The 18,266-nt window shown below is 36.9% G+C and carries 18 protein-coding genes; 15 read left to right on the top strand and 3 right to left on the bottom strand.

The features are described 5' to 3' along the window. Positions 1-48 precede the first annotated feature (48 nt). The 7 genes from EO115_RS02790 to EO115_RS02820 all read left to right on the top strand — a co-directional run bounded on the left by EO115_RS02790 (position 49) and on the right by EO115_RS02820 (position 5,505). On the top strand, positions 49-468 hold the full coding sequence (locus tag EO115_RS02790) for a HutP family protein (protein ID WP_126937464.1): 420 nt from the start codon (positions 49-51) through the stop codon (positions 466-468). An 81-nt stretch (positions 469-549) separates the two neighbouring features. After that, entirely contained in the window at positions 550-1,392 is an 843-nt protein-coding gene (gene menB, locus EO115_RS02795; RefSeq protein WP_126937465.1) for a 1,4-dihydroxy-2-naphthoyl-CoA synthase, read from the top strand. Between the two features lie 11 nt (positions 1,393-1,403). Beyond that, the gene (gene menE / locus EO115_RS02800) at positions 1,404-2,900 is read left to right on the top strand and encodes an o-succinylbenzoate--CoA ligase (RefSeq protein WP_126937466.1); all 1,497 of its coding nucleotides are present in this window, start codon (positions 1,404-1,406) and stop codon (positions 2,898-2,900) included. 1 nt (position 2,901) lies between these two features. Further along, the gene (locus EO115_RS02805; protein ID WP_126937467.1) at positions 2,902-3,327 is read left to right on the top strand and encodes a PaaI family thioesterase; all 426 of its coding nucleotides are present in this window, start codon (positions 2,902-2,904) and stop codon (positions 3,325-3,327) included. A gap of 36 nt (positions 3,328-3,363) precedes the next feature. Then, positions 3,364-4,194, top strand: coding sequence for a tRNA (guanosine(37)-N1)-methyltransferase TrmD (gene trmD / locus EO115_RS02810; RefSeq protein ID WP_126937468.1), 831 nt, complete (start codon positions 3,364-3,366; stop codon positions 4,192-4,194). Next, positions 4,195-4,767 carry an RNA methyltransferase gene (locus tag EO115_RS02815; RefSeq protein WP_126937469.1) on the top strand — a complete coding sequence of 191 codons (573 nt, stop codon included), beginning with the start codon at positions 4,195-4,197 and terminating at the stop codon, positions 4,765-4,767. Between the two features lie 9 nt (positions 4,768-4,776). Then, positions 4,777-5,505 carry a YebC/PmpR family DNA-binding transcriptional regulator gene (locus EO115_RS02820; RefSeq protein ID WP_126937470.1) on the top strand — a complete coding sequence of 243 codons (729 nt, stop codon included), beginning with the start codon at positions 4,777-4,779 and terminating at the stop codon, positions 5,503-5,505. Between the two features lie 320 nt (positions 5,506-5,825). Here EO115_RS02820 and EO115_RS02825 read toward each other — a convergent pair whose 3' ends face one another. From EO115_RS02825 to EO115_RS02835, 3 genes are read right to left on the bottom strand one after another with little or no spacing between them, the layout of a single operon-like run. Further along, positions 5,826-6,692: a DNA adenine methylase gene (locus tag EO115_RS02825; RefSeq protein ID WP_126937471.1), complete on the bottom strand. Its 867-nt coding sequence runs from the start codon at positions 6,690-6,692 to the stop codon at positions 5,826-5,828. Between the two features lie 58 nt (positions 6,693-6,750). Further along, complete coding sequence (locus EO115_RS02830) at positions 6,751-8,337, bottom strand: ATP-dependent endonuclease (RefSeq protein ID WP_126937472.1); 1,587 nt, start codon at positions 8,335-8,337, stop codon at positions 6,751-6,753. A gap of 37 nt (positions 8,338-8,374) precedes the next feature. Next, positions 8,375-11,161, bottom strand: coding sequence for a tyrosine-type recombinase/integrase (locus EO115_RS02835; protein WP_126937473.1), 2,787 nt, complete (start codon positions 11,159-11,161; stop codon positions 8,375-8,377). A gap of 88 nt (positions 11,162-11,249) precedes the next feature. Between EO115_RS02835 and EO115_RS08365 the strand changes: the two genes are divergently transcribed. From EO115_RS08365 to EO115_RS02870, 8 genes are all read left to right on the top strand, one after another. Further along, positions 11,250-11,408, top strand: a complete 159-nt coding sequence (locus tag EO115_RS08365) for a hypothetical protein (RefSeq protein ID WP_164724034.1) — start codon at positions 11,250-11,252, stop codon at positions 11,406-11,408. A 5-nt stretch (positions 11,409-11,413) separates the two neighbouring features. Then, positions 11,414-11,665 (top strand): helix-turn-helix domain-containing protein, encoded by a 252-nt coding sequence (locus tag EO115_RS02840; RefSeq protein WP_126937474.1) that lies wholly within the window; start codon positions 11,414-11,416, stop codon positions 11,663-11,665. A gap of 94 nt (positions 11,666-11,759) precedes the next feature. Then, positions 11,760-12,245: a hypothetical protein gene (locus EO115_RS02845; RefSeq protein WP_126937475.1), complete on the top strand. Its 486-nt coding sequence runs from the start codon at positions 11,760-11,762 to the stop codon at positions 12,243-12,245. Positions 12,246-12,389: 144 nt separating this feature from the next. After that, positions 12,390-14,279 carry an acyltransferase family protein gene (locus EO115_RS02850; protein ID WP_126937476.1) on the top strand — a complete coding sequence of 630 codons (1,890 nt, stop codon included), beginning with the start codon at positions 12,390-12,392 and terminating at the stop codon, positions 14,277-14,279. Positions 14,280-14,525: 246 nt separating this feature from the next. Beyond that, positions 14,526-15,446: a DUF805 domain-containing protein gene (locus tag EO115_RS02855; RefSeq protein ID WP_126937549.1), complete on the top strand. Its 921-nt coding sequence runs from the start codon at positions 14,526-14,528 to the stop codon at positions 15,444-15,446. 60 nt (positions 15,447-15,506) lie between these two features. After that, on the top strand, positions 15,507-16,475 hold the full coding sequence (locus EO115_RS02860; protein WP_126937477.1) for a serine hydrolase: 969 nt from the start codon (positions 15,507-15,509) through the stop codon (positions 16,473-16,475). An 82-nt stretch (positions 16,476-16,557) separates the two neighbouring features. Beyond that, on the top strand, positions 16,558-17,367 hold the full coding sequence (locus EO115_RS02865; protein ID WP_126937478.1) for a zinc ribbon domain-containing protein: 810 nt from the start codon (positions 16,558-16,560) through the stop codon (positions 17,365-17,367). Positions 17,368-17,400: 33 nt separating this feature from the next. Next, positions 17,401-18,246 carry a DoxX family protein gene (locus EO115_RS02870; protein ID WP_164724035.1) on the top strand — a complete coding sequence of 282 codons (846 nt, stop codon included), beginning with the start codon at positions 17,401-17,403 and terminating at the stop codon, positions 18,244-18,246. Positions 18,247-18,266: the final 20 nt, after the last annotated feature.

Below are 18,266 nucleotides of genomic sequence, written 5' to 3' on the forward strand. Positions count from 1 at the left end.
TACGGTATACTTAGGGATATACAAAGTTCTTAATAGGAGACAAATAGTATGGAAAAAACGAGTATTGGCGTAGGACGAGCAGCACTGCATGTTGCCATTTCTGAAAGTCGAGCTGAAGAGATGGCATTGCGAAAAGCCTTTGAAGCTCAAGGAATTTATTCCTGTGCGGTAGATTTTGGGGGAACTTTCACAGATATTATTCCTAAGATTATTGAACGTGCTGTGGTAGCTGCAGACCGGCAAGGCTTGATTCAAGATGATCATGTCAGTAAAGGGGCCGTGGTAGGGGCTACGGCACAAGCCTTAGAGCAGCTGAAAAATAAATGTGTGGGCCTCAATGTAGGGGGTAAAGTAGGCATTGCTCGAAGCCAAGAGCATTTAAGTGTGGCTATCTATTTGGGAGTAGGGGTCTTACATTTAGATGAAATAGCTGTAGCTATGGCGCATCGAGCGGTACCAAGTATGTAGATATGCTATAAATTTTACTTTATATTTGATATAATATGGGGTAGAGTATTTAGACAATAGCTAATCATATTGGAGGTAACTATGAGTCAATTCGATTGGAAAGTATTAGATCGTAATTACGAAGATGTAATTTATGAAACATATAATGGAATTGCAAAAATTACGATTAATCGTCCAGAAGTGCGTAATGCGTTCCGTCCTAAAACAGTGATGGAGTTAATTGATGCGTTTACGATTGCTCGTGAAGATGCAGAAGTGGGCGTTATCATTTTAACTGGCGCTAACCATGGTCAAGGAGAAGATAAAGAAGCATTTTGTTCCGGTGGTGACCAACGTGTTCGTGGAGATGGCGGTTATGTTGGGGATGACAAAATTCCTCGCTTAAATGTGTTGGATTTGCAACATTTAATCCGTATTACTCCAAAACCTGTAATCGCAATGGTTAATGGTTTTGCTATTGGTGGTGGTCATGTGTTACACATCGTATGTGACCTTTCTATCGCATCTGAAAATGCAAAATTTGGCCAAACAGGCCCTCGCGTAGGCTCTTTTGACGCTGGTTATGGTGCTGGTTACTTGGCTCGTTTAGTAGGCCATAAAAAAGCTCGTGAAATTTGGTTCTTATGCCGCCAATATTCTGCAAAAGAAGCCTTAGATATGGGGCTTGTTAATACAGTAGTTCCATTTGATCAATTAGAAGCTGAAACAGTGAAATGGTGTGAAGAAATTCTTCAATTATCTCCAATGGCACTTCGTTTCTTGAAAGCATCTTTCAATGCTGATACAGATGGTTTAGCAGGTTTACAACAATTTGCAGGGGATGCGACTTTATTGTTCTATACAACTGATGAAGGTAAAGAAGGTCGCGATGCATTTAAAGAAAAACGCAAACCTGATTTCAAACAATTCCCTAAATTCCCTTAATGGGTTAGGTTATGAAGTGGTTATATGAACGAGCACATACACATAGAGATAAGCTTTTTTTAAACGAACTTACCTATGGAGATGTGTTGGATTTAACAATAGCTACAGCAAAACGACTCGCTCCTCATCTTCGAGGAGAGAGTCGTATTGCTTTATGGGCGGAAAACTCCGTATCTATGGCGATTCATGTATTTGCTCTATCTGCATTGGGTATCGAAACAGTATTGCTGAATACGAATCTGACCGAACGAGAAGTATCTGAGCAAATGATAAGTACAGGCGTAAGCACCTTATTGATGTCAGAAAAAATGGCACAGGTGTTGCGAACGCAAAAGGGAACCTATGACATAGAGATTATAGACGTTTCTACTTATGAGTATAGCCATAGTCAAGTAGACCGACAGTATTTGTGCTTTTCTACATGCATAGATACTGATTTCAAGGCTATTTCTCCTATGCACATTGACGGCGATGTTGAAGATTCTACAGATTGTGAGAGCAATCTAAACTGGAACCCATGTGATGAAACAGTATTTTGCATTATTAATACTAGTGCTACAACGGGCAAATTCAAATCGGTACCTGTGCGGTGGTCGCAGATTGAGGCCCATGTGAAAGCTTCTGCAAAAGTGCTCGGTGTGGAGGAAGAGGACAATTGGCTTGTAGTACTCCCTATGTTCCATGTCAGTGGTTTATCTATTATTTTGCGTACCTTGTATAATGGCACAAGAGCGACAATTCGTGAAAAGTTCTCGGAGCAAGTTGTATTAGATGCATTAAAAACAGAAGAGGTTACCATAGTATCGTTGGTACCTACGGTACTACAACGTATAGTAGAACGAATACAAGCACCAACTTTACGGGCTATCTTATTAGGTGGCGAGTTTATTCCGATGCCACTGTTACAAGAATGCGTACGACGAAACTTACCAGTCTATAAAACGTACGGTATGTCGGAAACGTTTGCACAAAGTACGACATTTAATGTTCAGAATTATCCTCATAAATTAGCCTCTGTGGGATATCCTTTAGAGGGTGTTACCATTGAAATTCGAAACCCTGATGAAGAAGGGGTAGGTGAAGTGTGGATTTCATCACCGATGCTGATGAAAGGATACCTTAATAAAGAATCCATTAAAGGAGCTTTTAATACAGATGACATTGGCTACGTAGATGAAGATGGATTTTTATATCTTTTGAACCGCAGAAAGGACATCATCATTTCTGGTGGCGAGAATATTTACCCTAAGGAAGTCGAGGATGTCTTATATGGAATGGACGGTATTTTGGAATGTGCAGTTATTCCTGTATCAGATCCTAAGTGGGGACAAGTGCCTGTTCTTTGTGTGGTGACGACTCACACAGAAAAAGATATAGTAGACTATTTACTGAATCGTTTAGCGAAGTATAAAGTACCGAAGCGAATTGTATATTATGATACATTGCCGAAAAATGGCATGGGAAAAATATTGCGACAAGAGTTGATTAACAAAGTAGAAAGGGCATAGTATGAAGGAGACCTCTTTATTAGAACAATTACAGATAGGGACATTCCACTGTGCTGGGCAAGCCTTTCAAAGTACTATGAGACTTTCATCATTTCATGCACAACCCTTTGGATTCGTTAATGGTGGTGTGTATTTGGCTTATGGAGAAGCATTGGCAGGGATGGCATCAAATGCTATATTGGCACAAGAAACTAAGCCCTCTAGTGAATGTGGTATAGGCTCAGAATCTACCAAACAGCGTATAGCGGTAGGTCAATCTATAACAGCAAATCATGTGAAACCAAAACGATGCGAGGGCTATGTAGTAGCGCGTGGTCAATTATTGCACAAAGGTGGTCGCAATCATGTGTGGATAATTAATATCTTCGATGAAGAAGATCGATTGTTGTCTCATATGACAGTGACAAATAGTATTGTGAATGTATAGGTAGTTGGCAAGTTAGTGAAAGGAGGTGTATAGCCTATGAAAATAGATATTATATCTTTGTTCCCAGAGTTTTTTGATGCCTTTTTTACACATTCCATCATCAAACGTGCCTTACAGGCGAATCGATTGGATATGAAAGTGACAAATCCAAGGGAGTTTTCTCATAACAAGCATGGGCAAGTGGACGATACTCCTTATGGCGGTGGCGCTGGTATGCTTATGAAAGCACCTCCTCTTTTTGAAGCTGTGGAACATGTATTGCAGATGCCTATAGAAGAACATCGTAATACAAAGGCGAATCACAAACGCCATGTTGTGTTTATGGGTCCTACAGGGACAACTTTTACCCAAGAAAAAGCAAGGGAATTAGCTACCTATGATCAGCTTGTTATTGTGTGCGGACATTATGAAGGTGTAGATTTCCGCGTGGAGGAACACTTAGTGGATGAAACTATATCCATTGGTGACTATGTGTTAACTGGCGGTGAATTACCGGCCATGGTGGTAGCTGATGCAGTGGCTCGTATGATTCCTGGCGTCTTGGGAGCGACATCAGGTGCTATAGAAGACTCCTTTTATCATCCTGTACTTGAATGTCCACAATATACGAAGCCTCAAGAATATAGGGGTATGAAGGTGCCAGATGTTCTGCTTAGCGGTCATCATAAACATATTGAGCAATGGCGGCTAGAAGAATCGTTGAAACGAACAGCAATGCTGCGATCGGATTTGTTACATCGTGAGTTAACAACAGAAGAAGCTAAGGCTTTGCAACGATTGTTAGATAGGGGTATATCTGAGGATGAAAAACGAGTTGTAGAGAAAGTCTTAAGAAGATCTACTTTTACAATAGAAAAGAGGAAATAAATGGCGAATTTATATATCGGCCTCGTTCATTATCCCATTATGAATAAACATGGTGAAGTGATTACAACGGCTATCACGAATTATGATATTCATGATATTGCCAGAGCTGCTACGACATATGATGTAGAACGATATTTTATTATTCATAATGTGCCGAGCCAACGAGAATTAGCAGAGACGGTGATGAGTCATTGGAAGACAGGGTTTGGTAGTACTTATAATCCAGATCGAAAAGATGCTTTCAAACATGTGGAGCTAGTCAATTCCATTCGACAAGCTATCGATATGGTGACGGAGCTAGAAGGACAGGCTCCGATTGTGTGCACCACTGATGCAAGGACCTACGATAATACCATCACTTATGCATCGCTTCGTAAATCACTTGAAAGTGAGAGCCGTCCTGTGGTAGTATTATTTGGAACGGGGTATGGTATGACGAAGGAAACAATGGAAGATTTCGATTATATCTTAGAACCCATCTATGGACATGGAGAGTACAATCACCTTTCAGTTCGTAGTGCCGTATCAATTATATTAGACCGCTTACGAGGCGAAGCGTGGTGGAATAAATAGGAGGACACAATGTCAGGACATTCTAAATGGTCAAATATTAAACATAGAAAAGGTAAAAATGATGCGTTAAAAGCAAAAATTACCACAAAAATTAGCCGTGAAATCACAGTGGCTGTGAAAGCTGGTGGTACAGATCCAACAGGCAATATGCGCTTGAAATTAGCGTTACAAAAAGCTCGTGAAAATAATATTCCGAAAGATAATATCCAACGTGCCATCGATAAAGGTGCCGGTGCTGGTGATGCGAATAACTACGAAGAAATTACTTATGAAGGATACGGCCCAGGCGGTGCTGCCATCCTTGTAGAAGTGATGACAGATAACCGTAACCGTGCAGCTGCTGATGTGCGTCATGCCTTCTCCAAACGTGGTGGTAACCTAGGTGAAAGTGGCTCCGTTAACTGGATGTTCAAACGCAAAGGTGTATTTGTTATTCCGCAAGAAGGCAATGATGAAGAAACATTGACTTTATTGGCTCTTGATGCTGGTGCGGAAGACATCAAAGTAGAAGACGATGTATTCGTTATTTATACATTACCAGATGATTACGATACGGTAGAAGCTGCCTTAGCTGAGGCAGCTATCGCTACAGACATGGCACAAATTACAATGGTTCCAGATTCTAATATGGAATTGACCGGTGATGATGCAGTGAATATGCAACGTGTACTAGATATGTTGGAAGACTTAGACGACGTACAAGATGTGTATCACAATTCAATTCTTAATATTGAGTAGTTAGAAGAGTGATAAAGTAGCGCTCTATAAAGGTTTTTAGAGTGCTACTTTTATCAATTATGCCTTAAAAATGGCAAAAAATAAAACAGTTGCACAACCTTTTCATATGAATGATATTACAGAGAGTAGAATAAATATAAAAAATGTCTAAATTTACATATCTAATTATTAGGATTTATTTTAACGATTCCTGGTAATTAGGTTATTTGTGATATAAAGAATTTTAGAGGTATTTATTTCTATATTGATAAGCAAACTTTCAAAAATATTATCAATAAGCATTAATGAAATGAGCACAGCTATAAAGGCTGTGCTCTTTTTTATTTCAATATTACTTTGTCAAAAGATTCTATTTGAGTGATAGGACTACTAAATATGTATTCGTTAGCATTACGAACTTTATTAATAGAATAACGTAGTTGATATGTGTATAAATTATAGTCAGAATATATATCTTGAATTTCTGAACAATCATCATAAGTAGTAATCCACTTGTATTGATTCATTAATCTAATAGAATTTGATAACTCCATATGGTCAGTATGAGTAAGTGAGTTTTTATAAAGCGTTTGTCCTTGGTGATAGTAAGGAGGATCGAAAAATATAAATAATTGATTAGGATCTTTAGTAAGCAATATCTCTGAAATTAATCTCTTTGCATCTAACATATAAAGTTCTATTCTATTTTTTTGTTTAGAAATATCCTTAATTTTTTTTATTAGATTTTGTTTGTTAAATCTGCAATCAATAGAGTATATTGACGATTGTTTGTATCCACCTATAGGACCACCAGTAATTATACCACCACGATTTGTACGATTCAGAAATAAGGTAGCAAATGCTAGGGAAAAGTTGTAATCTGAGATATCTCGTAATGTTAAATATATTTCTTTTTGGTGGTACCATTCGTCTATAGTAATAGGTGTATTTTCAATCGTGTAAATTAATCTATCAGTATCATATAGTATGGAATACCAAATAGAGAATATGGAGGGATCTAAATCATTAAGAATGATACTATTTACTTGATTAGCTAGTAAGAGTTCCATAGATATGCCAGAACCTCCAGAAAATGGTTCACAATATATAGGGGATTGAATTTTATTAATTTTTATAAGATGATTTGTAAATTTTGCCAGTTGTGTTTTACCACCTGGATATCTTAGTATTGATTTTGTTCTTGGCATTTGATACACCTCCTTTTATCTTATTATAAAACAGAAAATGATGTTTGGACATAAAAATTTATTCAGGAATATATAGTTTTTTAGAAATTGAATCCACTGCGTTTTTGATAGCCTCAATTAAATCATTTCCTTCTTGTTCATATTCTTTAATCCAATAGCTAAATAAACTGGTATCATCAAATTGTGATTTATGATATTTAAACCATGCTTTTAACTTTTCTCGTTTATTTCCATTTTTTTTGAATTGTGATAAATCTGTATTCTTAAAATAATTATAAGTAAGTCCATTTTCAAGGCAAGTGTATTGATTTAAATAATCCTTAGCATTACTGGAGTTGGAAGTAAGAAAATCAAGTAGACTTACTTCAATAGGTTTAGTTGAAGGTAAAATATAAATATGATGTCCAGATGCATTTTGAGCGGCAATATCATTCATGTTTTTTCTTTTAGTTTTTATATCTCCATCAAGGACTATAATTCTAGTGCCAAAGTAAGTTGGATCACACTTACTTAGAGACAATACTTCATTACAACCAACTGTTGTATCAAGTAAATTAATTTTATGTAAAATAGATTCTGGTAATAGGTGGTTAAGGACCCATCTTGCTTCTGCATCTTCAGTAATAATTTTTATTTTCTGGTTTATTCTATTTGATGTTTCTTGAAGGAGATTTTTATATAATAATGGACCAGGTGAAGATATTATTGTTGGAGTAGGTTCGTTGTTGGCACGACTCAAAAAATATATTTCTATCGGCTTAATATCATCGTTTGAATGCTGTTGTGGTTCAGCTATTAAACGTGCATAATCTAATAGAGAAATGCTATGAGTTGTAAAAACTATTTGTAAATCTAATTTTTTAGAAGATGTATATAAATAATCAAATAATCTATTTTGTGCAGATGGGTGCAATGCAGCATCAAGTTCATCAATTAATAGTAGCCCACCATTATAGTCATCAGGAAAGTCCATTTGTAACTTTCTAAATGATTCGACTGCTAAAAGAATTTGTGCTAGATTATCTTGCCCAGCAGAATTAGTAAGGTAATCATATTTATCAGTATTAATGCCTATAGGTGATTTATTATTCCCATCAAGGTAAACACGATTAACTGACTGAATATTCTCATTGATAGAGAGAATTTTCTGATAATTTGTAAGAAATGAATCAGGAATATTATTAATAGTCATTGGATTTTTGTCAGATGATATTAAAGCTTCTCCTAAAGGAAATAAACGTGATAATCCTAAATATAGGGAAGGATGTGACTGCTTTGCATTTGACCGTTTACCATCTGCTGTTATAGTCAAGGGGATAAGCCGTCCTCTGGTGTTATTTTCTTGCCATGTTATTCTGTACTTTAAGTCAGGTTCGCTATCGTATGAAATACTTGCAATATTTGACTTGCTAGTATCAAATGTAGGAGACATTTTAAATAAATCACTCCATTCACATCTAAAAGCAGATTGTAATATTGGACGACCTTTATTTGATTTTAATTCACAAGAGTTTCCTAATAAGCCAAGAATTGTAGATTTACCTACGGCATTTGTGCCAGAAAAAATAGTAATATTTTGACCAATATTAAATTTAGCATCTTTGAAACATCTAAAATCATTAATAGTTAGAGAGGTAATTTTCATAATAATCTCCTTATAAATTTATATATTTTAAAAATGTTTATTTTGACATACTCATCATTTCCCCAGTAAATGTTACAGGTAATGTATTGACGGCATCTAGGAATTGTTTTCTTGTCTTATGGATATATACGTCACTGGTTACATCTCCGGTATGTGTATGACCTACAATGGATTTTAGAATATAGATATCCATACCGGCATTGCGTGCCAGGGTGATGAACGTTAGACGTGTGTCATGTGGTTTATGCTTAGATAATCCTAAGGATTCACATAAATGCTCTATAGGTCTTGATAAACGTGTAGGGATTAATTTAGGGGGAAGTAATGTTTCTGAACGTGAGAAATGTGATTTACTGTAAATCTCTTTTATAAAGGGCATAATACAATCAGCTAAAGGAATCATACGATCTTTACCAGCAGCTGTTTTTGAACCACCAATTACATATTGCTCCTTTAGATTTACATTTTCTAGTTTCACCTGGTAGAGCTCAACAGGTCTCATTCCAGTATAGATATAAATTAATACGATACGTACAAGGATATCATCTGTGTGCTGCCATAATATGGAAATCTCCTCTGGTGTAAATGGTTTATGAATATTTGATTTAACGGCAGGAGGTAGTGTCATGTCCAGGGCATAGTTCTTTGTCATAATATCATTTTTAATAGCTTCTAGTTTATGTTTTAGTTCCTCATATTGTCGTGAGAAGTAGACTTTTATTTGGCTTTCACAGAGATCATTTCCAAAGCCTCGTTCACTTACAAGTAAGATAGGGGGAGCTTGAATTCGTTTAGCTACAGCTAGGCCATTATAAGATTTCCACCAGCACTCTAAGTCTGCTATGAAAGAGCTTGCGTTAGGAAAATAGTGGCGAATCGATTTTGGTAAATCTAGCATTACATCTAGTGTACCCAATGCATAAGCATGCAAAATTTCCTCTGGTGTTAGTCGAGTACGATTGGAAGAGACATCGTTTCTATCCACAGGAATACCTTCCACAAAGGAACGGAACAATCTATCATGGTATTCGTATTGCAGTGGGTCTCCCATGCCTTGTGTAATGTCTTGTGCGGAAGAGAGTTCTGCACTTGGTACGACCTCGATAGAACCTTGGGGAATTACTTCTCGTTTGAAAATTTCTTCGTTCATGTATTGTGCTAACGCATATACATCTTGTTTCCACAAATCCCCAGTAGCAGCCAGGAATCCAGCCAAATCACCATACATTGTTGCATAGCCAATGGTAAATTCTGTTTTATTTCCATTGCATGTAAAAGCCCCATTCACAGCAGAAGCAATGCCAGCTAGGATACGAGAAGAACGATCACGGGCTTGGATATTTTCTTTACCTAAGGTGCTAAGAGTAAGTGTAGATCTGTTAGTGACTATGGTACTAGGTGCTTCATCTGGGGTGTGAATAGTAGTATCACTAAGTAAATCAAATGGTGTACTCTCTAATTGTTGTATGGTAGCTGTAACACCATCTTCGATAGGAGTAACACCGTAATGACAACCAATATTCTTTGCCAATTGATAGGCTAAGTCTTTTGTCATATCTGAGTTGTAGCGACTTGGCATGTTGACTAAGTAGAGGTGGTCAGGAGGAATGACTGTGCTATATAACGCTGCATTGACAGCAGAGTCAATACCACCGGAAGCACCAATGACAATACGCTGAATCCCAGTTTGTTTTAAAAATTGACGAATACCATAGTGTAGTGCTTTGTATAGATTAGGAATGTAATGGCTTTGAGAAAAATGATGCCCCTCAGATGCTGTTTCTAACGGAACAGAAGTTGATTCCTTTGTATCTTCAGCTGGACTCCATAGTGTATCTTTTAATAACACAGGGCGCACAGTGTCTTCAAAGGCTGGTGTATCTTCAACAATAGATCCTTGTGCATCATATAAGGTAGAACACCCATCGAAGAGACAAATATTCTTTCCATTATTTTGGATGCCCACAGCATTTACATACGCAATAGGTGTATGATACTTAGCAGCTTGTTGACTAAACAGCTGATGCCGTTGCTCTTGTTTTTGCATGCTAAAAGGAGAAGCCGAACAGTTTACAATTAGGTTTACAGGGATGCCTTGCTCTTTGCTAGCACTCATCATAGTAGCAGTAGGGCAATGATTGTAATGAGTATCCCAACTATCTTCACAGATCATAGGCGCAATTATGAAAGTACCGTGACGAGTAGGGATAGTGACAGGTTGATTAACAACAGTAAGCGGAATTTGCTTTTCTTCAGATACTGTTGTGGCACTAGTAAAATACCGTGGTTCGTTAAAGTAGCGATAAGATGGTAATAATGTTTTAATCGTAAATGGATATGGTTGAGATTCGTTATGTAATAATTTCCCCTGAGAAGCTACATATAGTGCATTATATTTTCGGAGACTTCCATCTTGATTTTGTAACTGATGATCTATAGCTACATTACCAAATACAATGGAGAGGTTAGAATCTTTTGTTGCTTTCACTAGTTCCTCACCATAGTAGAGACAATCTTTTACAAAAGAAATTTGATCCCATAGATCTCCTACAAGATAGCCACTGATACATAACTCGGGAAAGATCAGAATATCGGTATTGACTGCTTTAGCATAAGCGATAGCCTGTAACATCGATTGATAGTTAATTTGCGGTTGCCCCGGTTGTACTTGGATTTGACCAAAAGCAATACGAATCATAAGAACTCCTTTTATAGTATCGTTAATAATCATAGTCTGAATGCTGTCATTATTATAGCATTCTTTTACAGTATTTGCTGTTAAGATGGCAAATGTTTGTAGAAAGTAGAAAAAGGTGTTGACCATAGTTGATATTGTTTCTTATAATTTAAGTATATGTATACTGGTTTTATAGTATACGAGTTATTGTTATATATGAGAGAGAGGGGATATAATGAAACGATATATGGTAAAATTTCACTATCCTAATAGCACAACCGTACATACAGCGTATGAAAGTGCCAGCTCTAGAAGCGAGGCAGCCAATAAGGTGAAAGCTCGTGAGGCCGGTTGTGGTCGCATAGTAAAAATTATTGCCACGATAGAGCGGTAAGGTCTATGCGAAAAGAGGGTAAAAAAGGAAAAGTACAGCGTATATTGATTATGCATCGGCGACTATTACAAGGTGAAACACTGAATAAGCATGAGTTATCAGAGGAGTTTTGTATTAATGAACGATCTGTTCAGCGAGACATTGATGAATTACGAAATTATTTACATGAAGAGAATATAGAGTGTGGATATGATTTATGTATTCATTATGATACAAAGCGAAAAGGATATGTATTGATTCATATTGACCCTATGTAATCGAATGCGAATGAAGATGATTCTTTACGAGCGATGGTGGTTATCGTGTTTATATCTAAAAAGGATATAAATCCATGTAAGAAAGGATAAAACTATGTTAAAAAAGATAGCGCTAGCAGGCGTATTAGCAATGGGAATGATGGTGACAGGACAGGCAAAAGTAGCACCTACGACGTATATAGGAAATGGTACACTTGCATATTTTGATTATAATACGAATTTCCCACAAATGTATTCACGCATGGGGATGGGACAATACATGGATAGAACATCTGCTGTCATAGTAGAACAAACTTCTAGTAAAATGATTATAGCAGTAAATACATTTTTTGTAAGTGGTGCTGATACAAGTAGCCCTAGCATGTATGGATATACAACGAGAAAGTTCTTATATGATCTTGTTAATAAACGCTTATATGCATTCGATGATAATGGTAACACAAGACAGATAAGACCAGATGATATGGAAGCGGCGACTAGAGGATCTATACAGCCAGCAGAAGCAGCCTATTATATTTTGACAGGTGAAAAGTTCTTTGGTCGTAGTCGATTCCTTCAAGAATTTTATGATCGTTTGTAAGATGAACGGTAGAGTTTAAATATTTTCATATTCCATTATAAAATCACTCTACGCATGATCTCTTCTCTATGCTATAATGTAGATTATATATCAACGAAAGTAGTTTTATAGTCTTGTCGCCATGCGAGGAAAGGGAGAAATGTCATGTCACCAGAGTTAGAAGAACCTCATCAAGGAGCCATTTCAGGTGTAAAAAAACGTAATAACGGGGCAAAATCAGAGAAATTTGTGAGGGGGATTGATGGTCTCAAAGGAATTGCCATTTTAGGTGTTACATTGTATCATTTGTTCCCCACAGCCGGTAGTGGTGGATTTTTAGGGGTATCTCTTTTCTTCCTTTTATCGGGGTATCTATTGGCTTTCACAACGAATCTACAGTGGAAACAACATACCTATAGTGTGGGTCGATATTTTGTGCGGAGAGCACAGCGATTGTTTATCCCGTTAATTTTAATGGTGACAGTTATCCTTGGTCTCTGTTATGCTATAGTTCCTGAGACATTAGCGGGGATTCGACCTGAAATTATATCTATCTTTTTAGGGTACAATAACTGGTGGCAAATTGCTCAAAATGCAGATTACTTTACTCGACTTGTCAATACATCTCCTTTTACTCATATGTGGTTTATGGGAGTGGAATTGCAATATATTGTGGTCTGGCCGTTTCTATTTTGGACGTACCGAATATTGACGAAACAATGGGGTTATAAATTAGGCCTTGTTTGGATTGGCTTATTGACGGTCGGTACATCTATGATTATGCCTCTTACCTATAGTGAAGGGATGGATGTTTCTCGCTTCTACTATGGTACAGATACACGAGTGTTTGCCTTACTGTTAGGGGCAGCATTAGGATTACATCGTAGTGAGAAAAAGAAATATCGAAAATCTACGGCACAAGGCAATGTGATGGGTGCTATTTGGTTGACCTTAGCGACGATAGCAACAGGTATTGGTTATTTCTATTTAGATGGACAAAGCCCTCTTACTTACACTCTGTGGATGACGGCATTTACAGTTCTATTTGCTTTCATGGTGTGGCTTGTTGAAAGACCAAGTACTCCGTTAGGGACATTAGTAGATGTGCCTATCTTGAAATGGTTAGGAAAGCATAGTTATGGATTGTTTTTGTGGCAGTATCCAATTATCTATTTATTTGAACAGAATGGAATTATAGACTATTTTGAGTCATCTATAGGATATTATATTGTGTTAGTACTTACTATCATTTTAGTGTCCGTATGGAGTGAGGCTGTTACAAACTGGTGTTTTCGTCAGACAACATTGCGGGATTATGTCGCTATATTACGATCTTATTTCATAAAAGTTGTTTCCGTAGTAGCGGCTCTTTGTGTATTACTAGGTATCTATGCATTGGCCACAGTACCTTCAGAGAAGCAACAAGATGTGAATGATTTACAAATGCGATTGACTAGAAATGCTGCATCACAAGCGGCAGAAAATGCTAAGGAAGTTGATTTGACATCTGTAGATGATCCTAAAGGCATGATTCACATGGCGGCTATTGGTGACTCTGTTATGCTTGGTTCTTCTCACGCGATGCGAAAAGATTTTGCAGGGATACAAATCGATGCAAAAGTATCTCGCTATATAGGGGCCGGATTAGATGTAGCAAAGCAATTTGATGCACAAAATCTACTAGGTGATGTAGTATTAGTTGGTCTTGGTACCAACGGTCCAATTACGGGATACTATGAAGATAAAACTAAGGCATTTGTAGACTACCTTGGTTCAGAACGTCAAATCTTCTGGGTTAATAACTATGCACCGGGAGTCCAATGGATTGATGAAAATAATGAGTACCTGAAGCAATTAGCAGAGGAACATCCTAATATTCATATCATTGATTGGGCTAGTATAGCAGCCAAGCATCGAGATTGGTTGGGTGATGATGGTATTCATCCAAATGATACTGGTGTAAAAGAATATTCTAAGTTCATTCATGATGAGATGAAAAAAGAATTGCTAAAAATAGAAGCAGATTCTAAATCTAAAAAACACAAAAAACGATAATTATATCTATAAATTATAAACTTGAAGCTATTTTGTTACAGCTCCTAAGTGCGTCTAAAATGGAAAAACTACCAAGATATCTTGTGATAGTACTATCTCAAGAACCTTGGTAGTTTCTGCATGTAAAAAGGGCTGTAACTAAAATGTAAAAAAGTACATTTTGTTACAGCCCCATTTTATATGCATTAGAAATATGGTATGCTATAGGTAAGTATTATAATAAGTCATTACAATAAGGAGAAAACTATGTTTTGTATGAATTGCGGCGCAAAACAACCTGATAATAGTGTGTTTTGTGGCTCCTGTGGAACAAGATTAAATGGGCCAGAAAGTGTGGAAACTGAAAAACGAGCACATCAAGATCAGATGGGACAACCTAATAGCATCCATCAGATGACTCAAGAGATGAAGAACCAAGTAGATGCTGTAGATAAGCAACAAGTGCTCGACTTTGTGTTTGGTGGCGGTAGAGGTGTACAAGATGTTGCATCTGTGTGGAAACAAGGTGTGGGGTTACTAAAAGAATATCTTCAGTTAGGATTTACGGCAGCTACGTCTAGATTATTTGATGTAGGGAATCGATCAAGTCGAACAGAGTTCTTCAGAACTATGATAGGACTATCACTCTTATATTTTATTGTGATTAGTGTCTGTGGCTTACTATTGTATGCTGAAATAGCGCTTACTGTTAAAGGCATAAAGATTCGTGACCTTAGTGATTTACTATTTGGGTTTGCATCATTTGGTAAAGCCATAGAACCTGGTATTTTAGCATATTTGTCTTTATTCTTGAGCATTGTCATTGGTATTGGCAATCTAACGAATTTAGTGCGCCGTGCTCATGATATTAATAAAAACGGCATTTGGGTATTATGGCCTCTAGTATTAGTATTGATTCCTAAGTTCCATCTTTGGGGAAGTATTCTAACATTTGTATTAATGACTTGGAGAATTTTTGTATTATCTACTACAAAAGATGATAAAGAATTTAATCAATTTGGGCGCTATGTTCCATATACAAGCGTACATGAAGAACCAGAAATTTCTATGGAACTAGGTGTGGTATATACAGTACAAAGTGTCATACATTCTTTAATGACAACTATGGGATTAGTAGTATTTGTTCAATGGATGTTCATTTGGCTCGAATTGTACTCAAAATTTTAATTATATTTAAAAGATATACTAGTTGTATCAGCATCGTAGTATAAACAAAAAGGAGAGACTATGAAAAAGAAGAACTACAAATTAGCAATGGGACTTCTTTTCTCCATATCATTGACATGCCTTTCTGTGGGATGTGGAGTAGCATCAACTAGTCAGACATCTCAAGAGAATATTATGTCCAAAAGTGAGATATCTTCTTCTGATCAGAATGATGTTCACACATATGGAGATGCTGTAGAGAACAAGCAGAAGGCTAGACAAAAGTTATCACAGATTAGTGACTCAATACAATTGGCTCCGTATGAATCCGTATATATTGGTTATCATGGTGAGTCGGTGGTAAAGCAATCTAAGCCTATGCGTGCAGCAAGTATGATTAAAGTGTATATTTTAGGCTACTTGTTTGAAGAAGTAGAGGCCGGACGTATTTCCTTAGACGAGACAATTTTATTGCAACGTTCAGATCAAGTTGGTGGAGCGGGAATATTATCTGGCTATTCTGTAGGAACGGCTTTGACCATAGATGAATTAGCAAAGTTAATGATTACAGTAAGTGATAATACAGCCACGAATATATTAATCCACCGACTGGGAATGGAAAATATCAATACGTATATTGTTAAGCATGGATATGCAGATACAAAATTACAGCGAAATATGATGGACTTGACTGCCATCGAAGAAGGGCGAGAAAACTATACATCTGCCAAAGATTTAGGAACTTGGTTTATGAATCTGTTAGATGGAAAGAACATGTCAGGTGCATCTAGAGAAAAGATGTTGACCTATTTATTAGGTCAAACGGATACAGAGACATTTAATGAAGCCCTACCCAATCGATCGATTGCTCATAAAACAGGTGAATTAGGAGGCGTATATCATGATGGTGGGATTATCTTTCAAAATCATGATGGAAATAAAGAAAATGCCTATGTGCTAATTACGTTAAGTGATCCCTATCAACTTCGAGGAGCGGAAATATATCATTTTAGAAATATAGCAACTTATGTTGATGACAGTATATTTTAGGTATTTGAATAACTAGTATGTATAATACTCTTGTGGTTTTATAGTTTTTTGTAGTATTTTTAGTAAATAATAAGGGGGACCTATGAAAGTCTGTACTAATTGCCAAACATCAAATGAAGAGGGTTCAAAGTTCTGTAATTCTTGTGGAAGTACATTTAATGACATTTGTAGTAAATGTGGTGAAAGCATTGAAGGGATGACTAAGTTCTGCCGCCATTGCGGAACGCCAATTGGCGGACAGGCAGGGGCTCCTGTTGGTGTGCAACCAGTATCTGCACAACCGAATCAGCAGCAACATATGGGGCAACAACAGGTTGCCTATTCCAATGGAAATCAAGGGAAAGATGATTTTTATAAAACTTTGAAGTGGATTGTAATTGCCTTTGCTGTTGTTATTTTAGGTATCGTAGGATGGTATTTTACATCGAATGATAGTAAACCAGTAGTTACTAAAGCCCCAGAAGTGACAACTGAAGATACGAAGGCAAAAGAAGCTGAAAAAGAAAAGGCTAAAGCGGCAGAAGCACAAAAATTGCAAGCTCAGATGACTAAAGAAGCACAACAAGCTGCTGTTAATCGATTAATGGAATTTGAATCCGTTTTAAAATCCATGGCGGACGATATCAATGGTGGTTCGATTACATCGGGTATGGCAACACAATCTTTCCGATCTAGCAAAGTACAACAAGTGACTATTGATAGTGAAACTATGAATAGACTTGATCCAACGAGCCGTTCTGCAATTCAAGACATGAATAATCTTCAAAAAGAACGCATGAATGCCATGTTTGATGGTTTACGTGGTTACCAATATCGCTATGCTGAGGGTGGTAAAATGTATGACTTGTTCTACTCTAAACTAGATGAATTTAAATCTGCTCGTGGACTATAATAAGGAGACATGACTAAATAAGGGGACATGAGTATGAAGCTTATAAAAGCGATGAGTACAATGGCTTTGGGAGCCTGTTTATTATTGGTATCCGGATGTTTTACTGCAGAGATTGGAACAACAATACGGCAAGATGGAGCTGTACATCAACATGTTGAGATGGGGATGGATCCATCAGTTGCTGCATTGGTAAGAGAAAAAGGAAAGTCATTTGATGAACAACGGGCTGACTTTTCTAAGCGTGGCTTTACAATCACAAACACAGAGAATGGGTTTACAGCTGATAAAGAGTATCCTAATATTCAATCTTTGGTCGGTTCGGGAATTAAGTTATTTAATCCAACGGAAGATGGAAAAGGTGTAAAATACAGAAAAGGTTTTTTCTATGATACATACAGCTTTGATTTGATTTTACCGGAAGATGCTAACAAAAAAGATAATAAGAATACTGACTTTGAATCAAAAGCTATGGCAAAAAAAATTTTAGAATCAGCAGAATCTAATTATACTTTAAACTTGCCAGAACCTACGCTTCGTACAAATTCTACCGATGTTTCAAATCAGAATAGGACGCTACGATGGAATTTACTGGATAACTTTATCGATGGAGAAGAAATTCAAATTCAAGCTGATTTCCTCATCCACCATGATAAAAATATAAAATTAGTTCAATACTTAGGAGCTATACTCTTTATTGGTGCTTTAGGATTGGTAGGTATAGGTATCTACCGTAGACATATTGATGGCAAAAAGTTTCTGTTGGTTGGGGGCATTGCCTGTATTGTACTGACCATTACAGGGGCTATGCTATACCATAATTATACACATCCACCTACATTGACAGAGGCAGATCGCATTGTGCTTACTGATACAAAATAAGTGGATACCAATCTATAATT

Origin of the sequence: Veillonella sp. CHU740 (assembly GCF_003992055.1) — a bacterium.
Classification (GTDB): Bacteria; Bacillota; Negativicutes; order Veillonellales; family Veillonellaceae; genus F0422.